At 39.4% G+C, this 16,360-nt stretch carries 16 protein-coding genes; 11 read left to right on the top strand and 5 right to left on the bottom strand.

Annotation, left to right across the window (positions count from 1 at the left end):
- Positions 1-16: 16 nt before the first annotated feature.
- The 4 genes from AC0VYJ_RS19775 to AC0VYJ_RS19760 all read right to left on the bottom strand — a co-directional run bounded on the left by AC0VYJ_RS19775 (position 17) and on the right by AC0VYJ_RS19760 (position 3,888).
- A complete protein-coding gene (locus AC0VYJ_RS19775) occupies positions 17-355 on the bottom strand; it encodes a hypothetical protein (protein WP_475366004.1) in 339 nt (112 codons plus the stop codon).
- A gap of 24 nt (positions 356-379) precedes the next feature.
- Positions 380-2,230 (bottom strand): DUF6792 domain-containing protein, encoded by a 1,851-nt coding sequence (locus AC0VYJ_RS19770; RefSeq protein ID WP_475366003.1) that lies wholly within the window; start codon positions 2,228-2,230, stop codon positions 380-382.
- A 4-nt stretch (positions 2,231-2,234) separates the two neighbouring features.
- Positions 2,235-2,834, bottom strand: a complete 600-nt coding sequence (locus AC0VYJ_RS19765) for a hypothetical protein (RefSeq protein WP_194218544.1) — start codon at positions 2,832-2,834, stop codon at positions 2,235-2,237.
- 388 nt (positions 2,835-3,222) lie between these two features.
- Entirely contained in the window at positions 3,223-3,888 is a 666-nt protein-coding gene (locus tag AC0VYJ_RS19760; RefSeq protein WP_475366002.1) for a hypothetical protein, read from the bottom strand.
- Positions 3,889-4,007: 119 nt separating this feature from the next.
- Between AC0VYJ_RS19760 and AC0VYJ_RS19755 the strand changes: the two genes are divergently transcribed.
- The gene (locus AC0VYJ_RS19755; protein WP_371017714.1) at positions 4,008-4,910 is read left to right on the top strand and encodes a DUF1672 family protein; all 903 of its coding nucleotides are present in this window, start codon (positions 4,008-4,010) and stop codon (positions 4,908-4,910) included.
- Positions 4,911-5,028: 118 nt separating this feature from the next.
- Here the strand turns inward: AC0VYJ_RS19755 and AC0VYJ_RS19750 are convergent, their stop codons facing one another.
- Entirely contained in the window at positions 5,029-5,514 is a 486-nt protein-coding gene (locus AC0VYJ_RS19750) for a MarR family winged helix-turn-helix transcriptional regulator (protein WP_475366001.1), read from the bottom strand.
- Between the two features lie 166 nt (positions 5,515-5,680).
- Between AC0VYJ_RS19750 and AC0VYJ_RS19745 the strand changes: the two genes are divergently transcribed.
- The 10 genes from AC0VYJ_RS19745 to AC0VYJ_RS19700 all read left to right on the top strand — a co-directional run bounded on the left by AC0VYJ_RS19745 (position 5,681) and on the right by AC0VYJ_RS19700 (position 16,124).
- On the top strand, positions 5,681-7,333 hold the full coding sequence (locus tag AC0VYJ_RS19745; protein ID WP_475367527.1) for an alpha-keto acid decarboxylase family protein: 1,653 nt from the start codon (positions 5,681-5,683) through the stop codon (positions 7,331-7,333).
- A gap of 240 nt (positions 7,334-7,573) precedes the next feature.
- Positions 7,574-9,025, top strand: a complete 1,452-nt coding sequence (locus AC0VYJ_RS19740; protein ID WP_475366000.1) for a cell wall-binding repeat-containing protein — start codon at positions 7,574-7,576, stop codon at positions 9,023-9,025.
- 126 nt (positions 9,026-9,151) lie between these two features.
- Positions 9,152-10,417 carry a LysM peptidoglycan-binding domain-containing protein gene (locus tag AC0VYJ_RS19735; protein WP_475365999.1) on the top strand — a complete coding sequence of 422 codons (1,266 nt, stop codon included), beginning with the start codon at positions 9,152-9,154 and terminating at the stop codon, positions 10,415-10,417.
- A gap of 261 nt (positions 10,418-10,678) precedes the next feature.
- The gene (locus AC0VYJ_RS19730; RefSeq protein WP_475365998.1) at positions 10,679-11,206 is read left to right on the top strand and encodes a sigma-70 family RNA polymerase sigma factor; all 528 of its coding nucleotides are present in this window, start codon (positions 10,679-10,681) and stop codon (positions 11,204-11,206) included.
- Positions 11,207-12,157: a hypothetical protein gene (locus tag AC0VYJ_RS19725; protein WP_475365997.1), complete on the top strand. Its 951-nt coding sequence runs from the start codon at positions 11,207-11,209 to the stop codon at positions 12,155-12,157. It begins immediately after the preceding gene.
- A 15-nt stretch (positions 12,158-12,172) separates the two neighbouring features.
- Positions 12,173-12,709 (top strand): DUF6241 domain-containing protein, encoded by a 537-nt coding sequence (locus tag AC0VYJ_RS19720; protein WP_475365996.1) that lies wholly within the window; start codon positions 12,173-12,175, stop codon positions 12,707-12,709.
- A gap of 24 nt (positions 12,710-12,733) precedes the next feature.
- A complete protein-coding gene (locus tag AC0VYJ_RS19715) occupies positions 12,734-12,925 on the top strand; it encodes a hypothetical protein (RefSeq protein ID WP_475365995.1) in 192 nt (63 codons plus the stop codon).
- Positions 12,926-13,164: 239 nt separating this feature from the next.
- The gene (locus AC0VYJ_RS19710; protein ID WP_475365994.1) at positions 13,165-14,250 is read left to right on the top strand and encodes a plasmid pRiA4b ORF-3 family protein; all 1,086 of its coding nucleotides are present in this window, start codon (positions 13,165-13,167) and stop codon (positions 14,248-14,250) included.
- 166 nt (positions 14,251-14,416) lie between these two features.
- Entirely contained in the window at positions 14,417-14,671 is a 255-nt protein-coding gene (locus tag AC0VYJ_RS19705; protein WP_194218555.1) for a hypothetical protein, read from the top strand.
- Between the two features lie 214 nt (positions 14,672-14,885).
- The gene (locus AC0VYJ_RS19700; protein WP_475365993.1) at positions 14,886-16,124 is read left to right on the top strand and encodes a multidrug effflux MFS transporter; all 1,239 of its coding nucleotides are present in this window, start codon (positions 14,886-14,888) and stop codon (positions 16,122-16,124) included.
- Positions 16,125-16,360: the final 236 nt, after the last annotated feature.

The raw sequence follows: 16,360 nt of genomic DNA, 5'->3' as shown, positions 1-16,360 counted from the left end.
GCTTTTTGTGTACAAGTTAAGCAGAAGGAGTATCTTCATAAGTAATCGTTAGACTCTGAACCTTTAGATCATCTGCTTGTCTGTCTAAAGATTTGACAGCCTGTTCAGACTGATTTTCTAAAGCTGTTAGCAGAGTGCGCTTTGTCATTGTATAACGCTCGGTTTCCTCTACCATTGCTTTAACAATTTCGCCTTGCTGATCTTCGCTAATGATAATAGTCCGTACCAAATTTAGAAACTGTTCATCGATATGATGAATGTCGTCAATGGCATCCTGAAGCTGCTTTTGCTTATGTAATAGACTTGTGGATTCAAGAATTCGTTCTCTTACTGTTAATGAATGTAGTTCTTTCAAGAAAATACCTCCTTAGGCAACTCATTAAATGAGTGAAAAAAGCGTAGAAACTCGGTCATCTTCGTGAAACAAATCTTCAATAGCTTTTCGATACTTTTCGATATAGTCATACCCCTTAGTTACTTGCTTACGAAGAGCAGACAGTTCATAGTCGAAATCAACACCTTGAAGAGGAGGAATAGATTCGTGAACAGAGATATGACGAATGGTTTTACTGAGTCGACTGAAATAGATGTGCTTTCGAAGATACATGCTATAATGATCTGGATTTTGCTCAATATCATTTACTTTCGTAAAAACTTGATGCTTTTGTTTTAAGTATTCTTCCTCGATCTCTCTATTCACAGCGAGCTCAAACCTTCGGATTGCCTCTTCTTTTTCTTGAATAACAGTTTTTCCATCCCGATACATGCGAAGAGACGCGGATATATTCACCAAGATGGTCTCACCATTTTGACTTGTGGAGTAAACCATATCTGTACCCTGATAGGATTTATTACCAGACCTAATGGCCTCAAGCATTTCAGCTATACTATGACTGGATACGATCGTATCCATAAGTTTCTTGTATTCTTCTTTATTTAAAGTCTCAAGCTGCGAGAGAATTTGCATGTAATTATGATAAAGTCTGGAAGCCAAGATTGCATCTCCAGCGATAGGCGGTGGTTGGAGAATCACTGAATCGAAGCGAATCTGATCCATTTTCCAAATAATATCCTCAATGTCTTGTAAATCTTTCTCTACTTTCTCAAAGACATGCACAAGCTCGGTTTTTTGGGCAGTTGTAATATAGTTGGCTTCTACTAACTTTCCGAAAATAGTGTCGGCGTTTTGAGTAATGACCTGAACATTATCGAGAAGGTCAGGAACTTTTTCGTTCATGCTTTCGACCATATCACTAAATTTTGATTGGTCGAGCAGATATGTGCCCGATATATTTGCGATTGGGTTGCCGTTTAATAGTTCAGGATCGAAACCTACCAAATCCTTAATCACTTGATCATTTCCATCTTTTTTAGAGGCAACCGTATAATTAATGGCAAGCTGCTGAAAGTCTTCAATAACATGGTCAGGAATTTCATCAACCAATTCACGAATGCCTTTATAAGTTGGGTTTGTATCGATCATGTCTACTTCCCCAAGAGTAACAAATCCTCTTACACCACTTGCCCCATATAACGGATCATCATAGGAGATGGTTTGATGAACCCTTTTTGCTTTTTGGCTGTAGTAATCTTTGGTGAAGGCTTCGAGGGCTTTGGGGTCTATAGTGTAGATAGCATTTCGGTTATCAGGCGAAATGGAAAATGTTTTTGCAAGTTCTCTTTGGAAATTAGTATCAGCCTCAAATAACTGATAGTAATTAGTTTGTGCACCATTTACACTATAGACTTCATCAAATGTGTTGTATAAAAGTAGAGCAGTTGTATTATTGTTATGTGCTAGTGAATGAGAAAGTCCGATTATCGGGACAGTATTGTCTTTCTCTGAAATTTGAAATTCATTTTTTACATCTTTAACAAATTCATTTGTCATCTGCGCTTGTGAATAATCTTTACCAGCAAACATAGCTTTAATGTTATAAGTCCAATCGTCATTTCCTTGGGAGCCCTGTGAAATAACATATATTTCATTGATATCATTTTCTTTTGATTTAAAATGAATTGCTGTACCGTCATAACCTGAAGTATCTCCTTCAAGTCTGACAGACTCCGATGAGTGGAAGATATCTATGTTAGCAGGAAGAACTTCCCCGAATTCTTCAAGATAAATTTGTTGTACTTCTTGAATGAACTCTTTATCGGAAAGATTGCTATACTCCAATTCTGTTATTCTTAGACGAAACTCGCGAGAATTTGATAGTTGAATCGTCATAAGTTTACTCACTTTCCGTAATGAATTTAATGGATTCTAGCCAATGATAGATAGTGGTTTTGTAATCTTTCTTAACTTGATTACAGTGACTGTCGGCATTACCCTTACTACACTCTGAAAGTGTTGTCACTTCAATAGCTCCATTATTTTCTGTGTTCTGAACCATGGCGACTACTCCAAAGTAACCATCTTCATCTTCATAAAAAGCTCTTTGTATAGTGCGTCCATCAAGTTTTTTTTCTTGAAATTGAAGAGGGAGGTCAAAATTTTCTTCAAGCGTTTGCAAGCTAGACTCCATAAATTCAGCTTTCATAAATTGATAGTATTTAATATTGATTCTGGTACTGACATTATTATCTTTTAGACCAATACTATATTTTTCAGTACCGTCTTGTACATAATATCCTCTTTCATCTATAACGCCCTCTTGAGGAAAATTCATACTATAAGCACCAGTTTCAGAAAGAAAAGGATAAAATCCTTCTTCTGTTTCGTTAATTGATTGAATGAACCCCTTAGTAAATTCATCTTCAAATGCTTTTACATTCGGCAGTTTCTCTGTATCTACTTTCTCTGGATCCGTTGTTTGATTTTCTTCACTCATTTGACAGCCTCCTAAAAATATAGATAAAACCATGAGTAGACTAATAATTAATCTCATTGTGATCCTCCAGCTTCATATGGTTGTTATAGGGCTCTTATTAAGAGATACAATAGATATCCTTTTCTTGGAATGTAACTGAGAGATTTTTTTGTTTGGTCAGCGAAGTAGAGACATTAGTACTAGCTGTGCTATGTTTGATTTATTGTCGTTTTGATGAATGGATTTTTTCTGTTAAGTGTTTTTTCTCCTATTGCTTTCTGTACAATCTGGAGTATTTGCTTAGACTAATGAGAGAACTCTTAGAGTAGAGAGGTTAGTTGGTTTGGCGATAACCTCCCCATTATTATAGTGAGATGCCTGTTAACGTTCGCGGTGTTTTGATTTGTGGTTAATTGGATGTTTCGTGTGTTTCTTGATTAATAAAATGAATGCTTTCAATCCAGTTAGTGAAGGAATTTTTTTTACTTTTTATCACTTCTTCACAATTTGATAGGTCCACTTTACATTCTGAAGTGTAAGTTACCTCAACAGCCCCGTATCTTTTAGTATTTTGGACTAGGGCCACGTATCCATAATAACCCTTATCAGTCTCGAAGTAAGCTGTACTTATTGTACGATCATCCAATTCCCTTGTTTCAAAATTAAGTGGGGATTTTGAATTTTTTATTAGCGTTTCAATTCTTGATTCTCTCAATTCTTTCTTCATAAATTCAAGGTATTTTATAGATATTTCAGAATCAGTATTTTTACCTTCTACACCAACAAGGAAACTTTCAGAGACTTTTTGTATGGAATATCCCATCTCACCTATTACTCCTCCGGAAGGGAAGTCCATTGTGTAGTGGTTGGTATCTGATCGAAAAAGATAGTATCCCTCCCTTGTCTCTTTAATGGATTGTAAGAAACCTCTCGTAAACTCATCTTTAAAAGCTCTTACTTTAGGTAGTTCTTTAGGATCAACTTTTTCAGGATCAGTTGTTTTGATCTCATTACTTATTTGACAACCTGTTATAAGAAAAGAGAGAAGAATGATTAGAGTAATTGGTTGTTTCATTGATACCTCCAAGTTAAAGGTTATATGTCTCTTCTATTAAAAGATACAATAGATTTACTTTTATTGGAATGAATAGTGCTAATCCTACTTTTATTTTATTTATACGAGAGGAGTAATTAGTGAAAAACTTTCTTTTTCTCTTCAGGATTCTTAGTCTGTTATTCATAAGTGAGTGTGCCAATAAAGAAAGCAGCACCATAAAAGATAGAGTAGAAGAAAAATACTTTCTCTCTGTTCAAGAATATACAGGGGAAGGTTATACGCTTGCGAAAGGTGAAAGAAACGGTGAGATTGCGGAAGAACATAGCGAAGAGGTTGATCGGGCAGTAAAGCAGTATTTTAAGAGAAACTATCAAACCAAAGTAAAGGTACATAGCATCGTGGGAGCAGTAGACGGTGCAATTGTTTTTGTCGAATCGGTGGGCAAACCACATTTCTACTCCTATGCAATTATCTCTGTCGATCAGCAATCAGAGACAGTAGATTCTACTGGGGTTTGGTCGCAAGAAGGTCAGGTTGGAGCTGCTATTAGTAGTGGATTATACACGTGGATCTATGAAGATGAATTTCAGAAACTTGATCAGTATTTAGATGGAAAAGTGAAAGAGTATCCTGTAGTAGGTATCTCTGAAGAAGCTAACCAAAATGGTGTGGGTAATTATCATACAACCCCTTATTATAAAGTAGTCATTTACGGTGGTGTTGTGCAAGAAAAACTTTTGAACGAGTATCTTGAAAATTCGGATCTCCCAAAAGATGAATGGGTCAATATGTTAGAAGGGGAATCAATCAATCCGGCTATGGTTAGTGTTCTTATTCAACTGTATATGGAGGAACCTGGTGTTGAACCAAACAAGGAAATATTCGATCAAATCGTGAGTGATTTATCCGATATGGACGGACTACCGATTGGAAAGTATAGTTTTTTACTGCATGATAATACAGTTGATAAAACGAATGGACAGAATAATAAGGAAAACACCCTGGAAAGAAAAGCTCCGAATTATATAATAAAGAGGTAAAGGTGTTTTTATTGATCAATTGTATATTTTAACAAATATCTTAAAAGCGGCTAGTTTATGAGTTTGTCATAAAGCTAGCCGCTTATTTTATCTCTCAAATAATTTACTCAAAACAACATCATTTAGAGTTATCTGGTTCATTTTTTAACTTGTTCTTCCACGCTTCAAACCCATCCCGCTCGACCGATAATTTCTCCATAATCGTTTGCCAGGCATCGACTTGTTCAGGCTTTAGTTCTTGGAAAATGGAAGTGAGGTGCTGTTTTTGTGTGTTGCTCAGCTTTTCCTCTAAATGTTCGCCTTTATCCGTTAGAAACAGCTGTTTAACACGGCGGTCGTGTTCCGCTTCTGATGTTGTGACAAGTTCTTTTTCGATTAAAGTTTTCATTGGTCGATGAAGCGCCTGTTTGCTTACTTCTAACAGTGATAATAATTCATTCACGCTAAGTCCAGGAAAACGTGCGATGAAAAAAAGAATGCGGTGGTGAACGCGTTGGATGCCGTACTCTTCAATCATAATATCCGGTTCTTCTGTGAATGTTTTGTAGGCGAAGTAAAACATGGCTAACACTTCATTCATTTGTTCGTTCGTTTTTTCCTTCATCACTACCCCCTGAAGCTTTGAACATATCGCATTGATTGTATTTCCTAGTATACCACTGCGTCCTTTTTGCCACCAATAAAGAGTCAACAAGTTTGACCTATATCATTTTGTTTGATACCCTTTTATTAAGTCAACATAGTTGACGTTATTTAAGGAGTGTTCAATGATGCAACAAACATATACAGTAGGGAATTATTTATTAGATCGATTATCTGAATTAGGGATTCGTCATATGTTTGGCGTACCCGGAGATTATAATCTTGCGTTTCTTGATACGATTCTTGAAGATGGAAAAATGGAGTGGGTCGGAAATGCTAATGAGCTGAATGCAGCTTATGCTGCGGATGGATATGCAAGAATGAATGGTGCGGGTGCACTTGTCACAACATTTGGCGTTGGAGAACTCAGTGCAGTGAACGGAATTGCTGGCGCATATGCTGAACGCGTGCCGGTGGTGAAAATAACAGGCACTCCAACAACAGCTGTCATGAATAATGGATCGCTTGTTCACCATACGCTTGGTGATGGGAAGTTCGATCGCTTTGCGAGAATGTATGAAGAAGTAACGGTGGCGCAAACGACTTTAACGGAAGAAAATGCGGCACAGGAAATCGACCGCGTCCTGCAAACATGCTGGATGGAAAAGCGTCCGGTACATATTAATCTTCCAATTGATGTGTACAATAAGCCGGTTAACAGACCAGCTTCACCATTGAGTTTATCATTTGAAGGAAATGCTGAAGTGCTGGATGAAATGGTGCGTGAGATTACGAGAGAAGCAAATGAAGCGACTCAGCCAGTCATTTTAGCTGATTATGAAGTGGACCGTTTCGGAGCACGTGAAGCATTGCTTCGTTTTGCAGAAAAAACAGGTTACCCTGTTGCGACGTTAAGCATGGGAAAAGGAGTCTTCCCAGAATCTCATCCTCAATTCAACGGGGTTTATAACGGTGAACTGAGCTCTCCGGAGGTACAAAAACGAGTAGATGAAGCCGATGTTATTTTCCAGATTGGTGTAAAGCTAAGTGACTCGATTACGGGTGGTTTCTCTCATCAATTTACGGAAGAACAGGTTGTCGAGATCAATCCGTATGGCGTGAAGTGGAAGGAAGCAAAATACGCTCCAATTTCGATGATTCAGGCGATGGATGAACTAGCTGCTCGTCTGGATCGATATGAGGGAGAAGCGGAGGCAACGCGATTTGCAGAGGATGAGGTTTCTTCAAGTTCAAATGAAATCACGCAGAAGTGGTTTTATGAGCGAATGGCTAAATTCTTGAAGAAAAACGATGTCCTTCTAGCTGAGCAAGGAACGTCTTTCTTCGGTGCAGCGACGATGCCTTTACCTGAAGGGGCGCGTTTTATCGGTCAACCGCTCTGGGGTTCAATTGGTTATACATTGCCCGCTTTACTTGGCTCACAGCTCGCAGACACTGAGCGACGAAATCTTTTGTTTATCGGGGATGGCTCATTCCAGCTAACAGCACAGGAACTGTCGACGATCATGCGTCATCGTTTAAAGCCAATCATTTTCCTCATTAATAATGATGGTTATACGGTTGAACGCGCGATTCATGGACCTGAGCAAGTTTATAACGATATTGCGACTTGGGATTATCAAAAACTTCCGCATGCGTTTGGATCGGAGGAGCACTTCACGACGTTTAAAGCAGTGACGGAGGAAGAGCTTGATCAGGTGCTCGCTAGTGCTAATGCAGAAGATGAGAAGCTTTGCTTTATCGAAGTTGTCATGCATCGTGACGATACGCCGGAGCTGCTATCAAAGTTAACGAAGAAGTTTGCGGCGCAGAATAATTGATGGAATGAAAAACGTAAGGAATGAATGATAGGGAGTTCGAATCATTGTTATTGATGATTCGGGCTCTTTTTTTCATATTTTAGTAGCTCATCTAACTGACATAGATTGACACTAGGTCACCCTTATTCCTCTTTCATATTTCCTATGCTTCGACAGAACCTCCCATGGTTTCTGGTTCCTAGTGCCTATATAATAGAGTGGTGCTTATGACACTATTTGGGAAAAACGGGGGATGGTTGAATGAGGAAAGTGGTTTTCTATCTAGTAGCTAGTCTTTTAATATTAAGTGGATTAACGTTTCCGGGAAAAGGTTATGCAATCAACGATGGTCATGACGAGTTGAAAAATGAAATTAAAAAGGTGGAGCAGAAGAAAGGAACGACTTTTACTGGAGAAGAACTTGAGAAAATTCAATCACAAGTAAGAGACAAGCTTGCTACTGATCCCAATAAGGTAAAAACTCTAACGGATTACTGGGAGAATGAACCCAATGATACGTTGGATCGAGCGAATCTATTAAATCTCGATGATACGGTGTATGGCACGTTTGAATGGGATGATGTTGACGTCTATCAAATTGAAGTGAAAAATCCGATAGAATTGGTTGTTTCAGGCGCTTCACAACGTGGGATTGACCTCGGTTTCCTTCTTGCTGATGGACATGGGGACTGGTTAACTCCAGATGTTAATGAGGTTTACGACGGAGTTCAAATTCAACTATATGTGATTCCAGAAGGAACTTATTATATAGGAGCTCTTGATTTAAATGGCGGTGGTTCAGATAGCATGTATGCTTTATCTGCCATGAATATGGAGTATATTGATCGCATCTCAGGTGACGATCGCTATGAAACGGCGATCGAGATTGCTAGAGCAGGGTGGCCAAATGGAGCAGATAATGTGGTTCTTGCGACCGGTTCTACTTTTCCAGATGCACTAGCAGGGGCACCGCTAGCATTCCAAATGGATGCACCGATTCTTCTAACTCCAAAAGCCAAGCTTGATAAGCGCGTAAGGAATTTAATGAAAGATTTCGGCGTGAAGAAGGTAACGATTCTTGGTGGACCGAATGCTATATCGTCAGCGGTAGAAAATGAATTAAAAAAAGATATGAAGTTAACCGTTAATCGAATTCAAGGAGAGAATCGATACGAAACAGCAGCTGCGATCGCGGAGACGCTTCTACCAAATCGAACGGCAGTCGTAGTTGATGGTGGGAACTTCCCTGATGCTCTTTCCATGGCTCCATATGCAGCTATGTACGGTCACCCAATCTTTCTAACGGATACAAATGAATTATCAAAAGCAACAAAGGATGCGATGGCAAGTTATACGAAAACGTACGTGATTGGCGGCCCGAATGCGATTAGTGAGAAAGTGAAAAAACAACTTCCATCGGCAACAAGGATACAAGGAAATGATCGTTATGAAACATCAATAGCTGTTACGAAGAAGCTGAAGCTACCCACATACGGCGTCTTTGTAGCGACGGGTGAAGGATTTGCTGATGCTTTGACTGGGTCTGTCTTAGCAGCCAAGTTTGGTGCACCTACGATTCTAACTAAGAAAAATCAACTACCAGAGTCTACTTATAAATTCTTCAAAGAAGAGCAAACGACTGATTATATTATTTTAGGTGGAACAAGTGCTGTTGGACCTGGTGTAGAGGATGATATTCTTTCGTTGGATTGATGGTGAATGGTGCCTGTCACCGCCCGAAGTATGAAAAGTTATGTCGAAATATAGGATGATTCATGAACTTCTCCTTCCCAAAATACACTAACAGTATAGTCTGCTGCATAATTGGGAGGAGATTCAATGGCGGTCCACACAGTAATAATGGGGGATAATCTTTGGCGCATTTCAATGACCTATGGTGTCCCAATCTCCACTTTGAAGACAGTGAACGGTCTCGTTTCTGATCGGCTTGTCCCTGGCTTGAATTTGTATATCCCCGATCAGGAGTTACCTGAGCGATATTATCAAATTAAAGAGGGAGATACGTTTTGGAACCTTTCTCAAAAATATAAAACATCCGTGCTAGCAATCGTTGCGGCTAATCCTAATATTAATCCGACAACGATTCCAATCGGTGCAAGAATTCGGATTCCTACTATGCAGAAATATCCTATGGAAACCCTCGTCTTCTTTGATGCAATAGAAGGCTCACCTTACTTAGAAACGTTGAATGAATTAGCAGATTCTATAACCTATTTAGCTATCTTCACTTACTCATTCACGACTGAAGGCGAGCTTATTACAATCGATGATGATCTAATCTTAAAGCAAACGAAACAGTTGAACATTAAGCCATTACTTGTCATCAGTAACTATGACGTGCAAATGTTTAGTGCGGAGTTAGCCGCTACGGTTCTTCAAAATAAAGAAAGAAGAGCAACACTCGTTCGAAATCTCGTTGCGAAAGTAAAAGAAAAAGGCTATGCAGGGGTTAGTATTGATTTCGAATTCGTTCCACCTGAGAGAAGGAATGATTTTACCTCCTTTTTAAAAGAGTTAAAGAAAGGGCTTGGTAATCTAACACTCCAGCTCAATGCACATGCCAAAAGCAGCGACATACCTACAAACCGTTTAGTCGGTTTTCTTGACTACAGGGCGGTTGGTGAGGTTGTGGACATAGTTTCCATTATGACGATTGACTACGGATACGCTATTGGTCCAGCTGACCCGATCTCACCTGTGTGGTGGATCGAACAGGTATTAACTTACGCCACTGGGGAGATCGATGCTCGTAAAGTGATGATGGCGATGAGCCTGTATGGATATGATTGGACGGTGCCGATTCAGTCTAAACCAGCTCAAATGATTTCTGCGCAAATAGCCCAGAATCGAGCAGTCAATGCGTGGATTCCCATTCAATACAACCAAACCGCACAGGCGCCAAACTACCGCTACACCTTTGCAAATACGTCGCACTCAGTTTGGTATGAAGATATCCAAAGCGTCACAGCCAAATACAAACAAATGCAAGCTTATGGTTTGCTGGGTACGACTTACTGGAGGCTTCGCTTTTCGTTTCCGCAGAACTGGGCGTATGTGAAGAAGAATATGCTTGTGCGAAAATAAAAGAGCTATTCAAAATTGTATCATTCGTTCTTTGAAGAGCTGATCATTTGGTTGAAAGAATGTCAGTACTTGAAAACGATATATCAACTCAAGAACCCCAGGAACCCCCGAACTTCCTGCGGTTCTTTTTTGTGTTGAATATCTTTAGCTAGATAAAATTTGATATTAATTCTGGTCGTAAACTGCTAAAGATGGTATATTTTTGAACCGATAACGAAAGGTAAGTCGTCTATCATACAGGTGAATCCAGGGGGGAGCTAGTTGGGGGAGAAAAAAACAGACAATGAGTTTGAGAGAAATGAAATCGTTAGGGAGTTGATTGATGACTTTGCCGAGCAGATTAAGCGGCTTGCTTATACATATGTGAAAAATTGGGCGGTAGCGGATGATATTACGCAAGAAGTATTTATTTCTTGTTTTAAAAACATAGATCATTTCAGGGGAGAAAGTAGCTATAAAACCTGGTTGTTTAAAATTACGGTCAATCGATGCAAAGATTATTTGAAAAGTAAGTGGTTCAGGTCGATGGTTCCTTTTCGTGGGGATGAAAAGGTGGAGGTGGCGGCTGGTCTTGATGAAATACTCGTTCAAAAAAGTGAAGGAGAAGAGATTTCTCAGAAGGTTCTCTCGCTTTCGGTGAAATATCGAGAAGTGATTATATTGTTCTATTATGAGGATTTAAGTCTTCAGGAAATAGAAGAATTAACAGGTATTAAAACAGAGACAGTAAAAACAAGATTAAGGCGTGCTAAATTGCAACTTCGTGAGCTTTATAAGGAGGTTGAGTAGATGGAAGACAAGCTGAAAAATCTTCGTAAGGATATGGATGGAACGGTATTGAAGAAGGGCGAGGTGAGTGAGAGGGAGAAGGAGCGGATTTATTACACCGTAATTCATAGTCGTTCTTCCAAGCGGAAACCAAGACGATTGGTCCCGGCCATATCTTTCGTTACTTGTTTACTTTTGGTATTTATTCTTGGGTCAAATGGAGTTGCTAATTATTTTGGAACAGAACAAGGGCTGGAAAAAGAAGAACAAGAACAACCAGATTTATCTGTTGGTGATGATGAAGTAGAGAAAAAAATGGAGAATGAACAAGCTGAATTTGATGAAATGAAATTTCCTGATGAGCATTACCAAAAAATTTATGACTATTTATTGAAATGGGAGTTGCCAGAAGAAAATCGCATTTCATTGGAGGATTCAGAAATTCCGTCCAATATTGAATACGAGAATGGTTATAGTTTTTCGAAAGATACTGGATATATTTCGAGTATTAATTGGGGGCAAAGAGACCCTGAAGTTGACGATCAACCTCTTCCGACAGAAGATCAATATATGGGCGTCGTTATGGGATATATCAATGAAAAGGCAGCTGACATGGAAGTCGAACTTTTATCGCCTCCTGTCGTGGGAGTCTATAATAATGAAGTTGATTTTAGATGGGTTGTGAACGTTGATGGTATTAAAGAAATCCATGATCGGAGTGCATTAGTGAGAGATCGGATGGAACTAGCGATGAACTATTCAGATGAACTTCCGGCATTAAAAAGTGAGATAGATAAAATCTATACAAAAGCTGACACTCTAGCAAACGACTCCGCATCTCCTGAAGACGATAGCGTTGAAAAAGCGAAAGAACTAGAGCAACAACATGTCGTCCTTAAGCGAAGCATCGTTAACCTGGCTGGAATCATAGATCTAGCACGAAAAGATAAATTGAACGAACAATCATACTAAGGAGTTGTCTAAAACATGCCATCCACTAAAACAATACTGATTTCAATCGTATCAATCGTCCTTTTGGCTCTTGGACTTGGCTATTGGTTTATCTCAGATATGAATACAACTTTACTAGAAGACAAAGGCGTAACTGAAGCATCTGATGAGGGCTCAGCAGAAGCGGCAGATGAGATTGATCAGGAACGCTATATTGATGATGGATCGGATTCAACAGCGAATGATGATATACCGAGTGAACAGCATTTTATGAACACTCTTCACGGTATGACACATCAGAAAGTTTATGCTGATGAAAAGTGGACGCTTGTTGAAATGACAGATGAGCGTATTGACGACATGCTTACCATTCTGGATCAAGTCGAGGGTAAGGGAGAATATGAACATTACGATTTATATAAGCAAGCGTTAATGAAATGGAAAAACGGAAATTTTGAAAATGCGGTCTACGTTCATAACGAGCTCTGGAGCTTGAATAACGGGTCAGTCGGAAAGGCGAGTCGGTTATTGTCTGCTGATGAAGAGCAGGTATTTGTTGATGAGCACTACTAAACTAAAGAAAGGATTGAGAGATAAATGATGAAACTAGAAGTTTCCGAAACAGAAAAGTCCGTTTTTCTTGATGGATTAAGGTTGTGGTACAACAAGGAAAGCGGAGCAATACACCTGAAGGTACCTGGGGTGAAGGAACTTCATTATGTAAAAAAAGGTTCAGACCTGTATGAGCCGTTGCTTCAAGAGGTTAAGAGGGTTTCAAAAGACGATTAAATGAATGGTGCGGGAGTTAAACAAACGTTTGTTTAACTCCCGCCGTTTTATTTTATGTAAAGCAGTGGACTGGTTTGAGTTGCAGGGGGAGTTAGAGTGGAATACTAGTTTCATTCATAACGATATAAGTCATTCGCCATTTGACGAAACACTTCTGGAGTTAGAGAATGAATACATGAAGCGAAATTTACTGACTGAGTGGGTCTTTTTCTAAATCAACTTTAAAAAGGAGCTCTTACATGCTAATTCAATGTACCAAAAAACTATTAGATGAAGTGAAAGACGACGTAGCGATAGATGTAGATGAGGAACCTTTACATTCCTGGCATGCTAACGTCATTAAGCTTGGACGGAAAAAGGTAGTAGTTTTCGTTAATGATCAAAATCGCTATGCAATTGTACTATATGGTGTAAAAGCGAAAGACTTTAAGCAATTGGATCAGCTATTACTTAAAGGAATTGAACGAGTGTATGCGGCAGAAGGGATTAAGAAAGAGATTATTGATCAAGTCGTTCAGAACGCGGGACAGACGACTTATGCCAAAACTAAAAATCGCACAACGGTTGCGAGATTAAACAAAGCTTGTGAAAACGTGGAATTCGGTGAAGATATGATTGACCCTGATACAATTATCCAAGAAGAATTGAGTCAATGGGTTAGCAATACGTTGTATGGAAACGGAAAGAATAGCTACATTGTACCAAATGAGGAATTGTACAAAGACTTAGAAGAGCTTTCAGGTGGGGAGATTTTTAGTATAGAGGCGGTAGTTCTGAAGGTAACGCTGCAACTCAGGGATTATAATGTATGGCGAAGGTTAAGAGTACCGACGAATACAACCTTTTCGAGTTTCCATAGAATTTTACAAACCACTTTTGGGTGGATGAATGCTCATCTTCATGATTTCATGATTTATCCTTTGGAAGCAGATAAAAATAATAATCGTCCACTTATGAACTTAGTCAGTAGTAAGCATGCATTTGACTTTCAAGGAGAAACGCCAATGGCATTAGAGGGAGGAAAGAAACTTTCGGATTATCTGCCTGCTCGCATGGTGTATACCTACGATTATGGAGATTACTGGGTGCATGAAATTGAGGTAGAACGAGTCATTCAAAATTCAGATTTAAATTATTCTGTTTGCCTTGATGGGGGAGGAAATGCTCCTCCTGAAGATGTAGGTGGAGAAGGAGGATTTGAAGAATTCCTCCAAATTGTTAATGATGTGAATCATCCTGATCGTAAGGATATGATGGACTGGGCTATATCCCAGGGGTATAAGTCGTTTGATAAAGATGTTATTAATCGGTTGTTGAAGAAATAATGACAATTCGAAAAGGTATATTAAAGCATCTCTGGGTTACTTCCAGGGGTGCTTTTTAGTTTGATAGAAACGAGTTCTTAGTGCCTTCTTTCGTGTTAGATGGTTGCTATTCATATCCAGTTATTTACCAGTTCGTGTTAAAATAAGAAAAAAAAGAGGTGCTATCATGAATACAAAGAGAGACAGTGGGATTAAAGTGGCCGCCTTCTTAGTGGGTTGGATGATTCTTATTTTTGGAGTAATCACTGGGATCATTGTATGGAATGTATCTCAATCCTGGTTTGGTGGTGTGAACGTTATTGGGAGTAGCTTATTCTTTGGGGTTATTCTGCTTGGACTGTCTCAGATCATGACTTACCAGGAGCAACAGCTAAGTGAAACAGAAGAACTAAAACGTATGATAAAAGATCGGCGAGAATGAAGAAGGTTAGTTCATATATGAGTGCTAAGGGGTAAAAGGAGTGAGTCGGTTCTACATAAATGGAGGTTAAGGATACGCTGAATTCACAAATTCATTATCTCTTTTCAGTTACTCTTCCCACTAAATTCTTCTTCAAGATAATAAAAAACTTGACCCTCCAGTTACTGGAGGGTTTATGATTGTTCTGTTATAAGATATTGAGGGGAGAGCAATTATGAAACAAGAAGAATTAACAGCGACCTCAAGCGGTTCAAAGAAATCCATCTATTTCTTTATTTTTATACTTGGTGCTCTTAGTGCGTTTGGTCCTTTAACAATTGATATGTATTTACCGGCACTTCCTACGTTGGCTGATGATTTGCAAACCAATGCGTCTATGGCACAACTAAGTTTAACAGCTTGTTTAATTGGTTTAGCGCTGGGGCAAATCGTGGTTGGACCATTTAGTGATATACAGGGAAGACGTAAGCCTCTCATCATTTCACTAACTATTTATACGATCGCTTCGTTACTTTGTCTCTTTGTGACGTCGATCTGGCCATTCATTGCCCTTCGTTTACTTCAGGGACTTTCAGGTGCAGCCGGAATGGTGATTTCAAGAGCGAGTCTACGTGATAAGTTCTCAGGAACAGAGATGACGAAGTACTTTGCCCTACTTATGCTTGTGAATGGAATTGCACCAATAGCTGCGCCAGTTGCAGGCGGACAGCTTCTCCAATTTTTATCATGGCGTGGTGTTTTTGGCGTATTAACTGTGATCGGCGCCATTATGTTTTTTGCGGTTCTATTTGGTTTAAAAGAAACACTGCCTGTTAATAAGCGAAAAACAGGAGGGTTCAAAGAGGTTCTTCAGACGTACGGACTTCTTTTTAAAGATAAAATCTTTTTCGGTTATGTGCTCGTACAAGGATTTGTGATGAGTGCGATGTTTGCGTACATTTCAGGTTCCACATTCGTGCTTCAAGAAGTGTATGGACTTTCTGCTCAAATGTTTAGTCTTGTTTTTGCGTTGAACGGCGTTGGACTAATCATCGCGACCCAAACTACAGGAAGGCTTGCCGGAAAAGTAGGAGAGAGTCGCCTGCTTGTTTACGGTTTATCGCAAGCTATGATCAGCAGTGTTTTATTGCTAATGGTGATCGCAATGGATGCACCTGTTATCTATGTTTGCATTCTTTTGTTTTTCACCGTCTCAAGTGTAGGTGTGGTGAATACATCCGTCTTTTCACTAGCACTTGAAAATCAAGCTGAGCATGCCGGAAGTGCTTCAGCATTACTTGGTTTATTACCATTTCTTCTCGGTGCTATTGTTGCCCCAATTGTAGGATTAGGGGAAGGTGGTTTATCAATGGCTCTTGTGATTGCAGCATGTGAACTGATTGCCGTAGGAGCATATGTCTTTCTTGTTAAAAGGAACAAGAAAGTGTATCTTGTTGCGAATGAAGCGAGTTGATGGAATGGAATAAGACTGCTAAGCGTAGCTTAGCAGTCTTATTTTTGCTGTCGGTGGTGCGGTTGCGGCTCGCGGTGCCTGTCACTCCCCGATATTTGTCGAAGGCTATTCTTGCTCTTTCGAGAATATTATTTAGTGCGGATCAAGGCATTGTAAGGATCATGTCAGCTCTATTAATGTTTTGTAAAGAATAGCCATTATCCCTCCACAGCGAGAGTCACATCCTTATAATAGAG

This window comes from Anaerobacillus sp. 63XJN7_5_ISO-PGPR-S23-430, from assembly GCF_056173695.1.
The sequence above is the reverse complement of the archived record's forward strand: the minus strand, read 5'-3'. Positions and strand labels throughout refer to the sequence as shown.

What these genes read in the sequence shown, in the direction of transcription:
- AC0VYJ_RS19710 (WP_475365994.1), top strand. Translation starts at nt 13,165, where the DNA reads ATGCTAATTCAATGTACCAAAAAACTATTAGATGAAGTGAAAGACGAC.
- AC0VYJ_RS19700 (WP_475365993.1), top strand. Translation starts at nt 14,886, where the DNA reads ATGAAACAAGAAGAATTAACAGCGACCTCAAGCGGTTCAAAGAAATCC.
- AC0VYJ_RS19750 (WP_475366001.1), bottom strand. Translation starts at nt 5,514, where the DNA reads ATGAAGGAAAAAACGAACGAACAAATGAATGAAGTGTTAGCCATGTTT.
- AC0VYJ_RS19715 (WP_475365995.1), top strand. Translation starts at nt 12,734, where the DNA reads ATGATGAAACTAGAAGTTTCCGAAACAGAAAAGTCCGTTTTTCTTGAT.
- AC0VYJ_RS19765 (WP_194218544.1), bottom strand. Translation starts at nt 2,834, where the DNA reads ATGAGTGAAGAAAATCAAACAACGGATCCAGAGAAAGTAGATACAGAG.
- AC0VYJ_RS19735 (WP_475365999.1), top strand. Translation starts at nt 9,152, where the DNA reads ATGGCGGTCCACACAGTAATAATGGGGGATAATCTTTGGCGCATTTCA.
- AC0VYJ_RS19760 (WP_475366002.1), bottom strand. Translation starts at nt 3,888, where the DNA reads ATGAAACAACCAATTACTCTAATCATTCTTCTCTCTTTTCTTATAACA.
- AC0VYJ_RS19745 (WP_475367527.1), top strand. Translation starts at nt 5,681, where the DNA reads ATGCAACAAACATATACAGTAGGGAATTATTTATTAGATCGATTATCT.
- AC0VYJ_RS19720 (WP_475365996.1), top strand. Translation starts at nt 12,173, where the DNA reads ATGCCATCCACTAAAACAATACTGATTTCAATCGTATCAATCGTCCTT.
- AC0VYJ_RS19705 (WP_194218555.1), top strand. Translation starts at nt 14,417, where the DNA reads ATGAATACAAAGAGAGACAGTGGGATTAAAGTGGCCGCCTTCTTAGTG.
- AC0VYJ_RS19725 (WP_475365997.1), top strand. Translation starts at nt 11,207, where the DNA reads ATGGAAGACAAGCTGAAAAATCTTCGTAAGGATATGGATGGAACGGTA.
- AC0VYJ_RS19770 (WP_475366003.1), bottom strand. Translation starts at nt 2,230, where the DNA reads ATGACGATTCAACTATCAAATTCTCGCGAGTTTCGTCTAAGAATAACA.
- AC0VYJ_RS19740 (WP_475366000.1), top strand. Translation starts at nt 7,574, where the DNA reads ATGAGGAAAGTGGTTTTCTATCTAGTAGCTAGTCTTTTAATATTAAGT.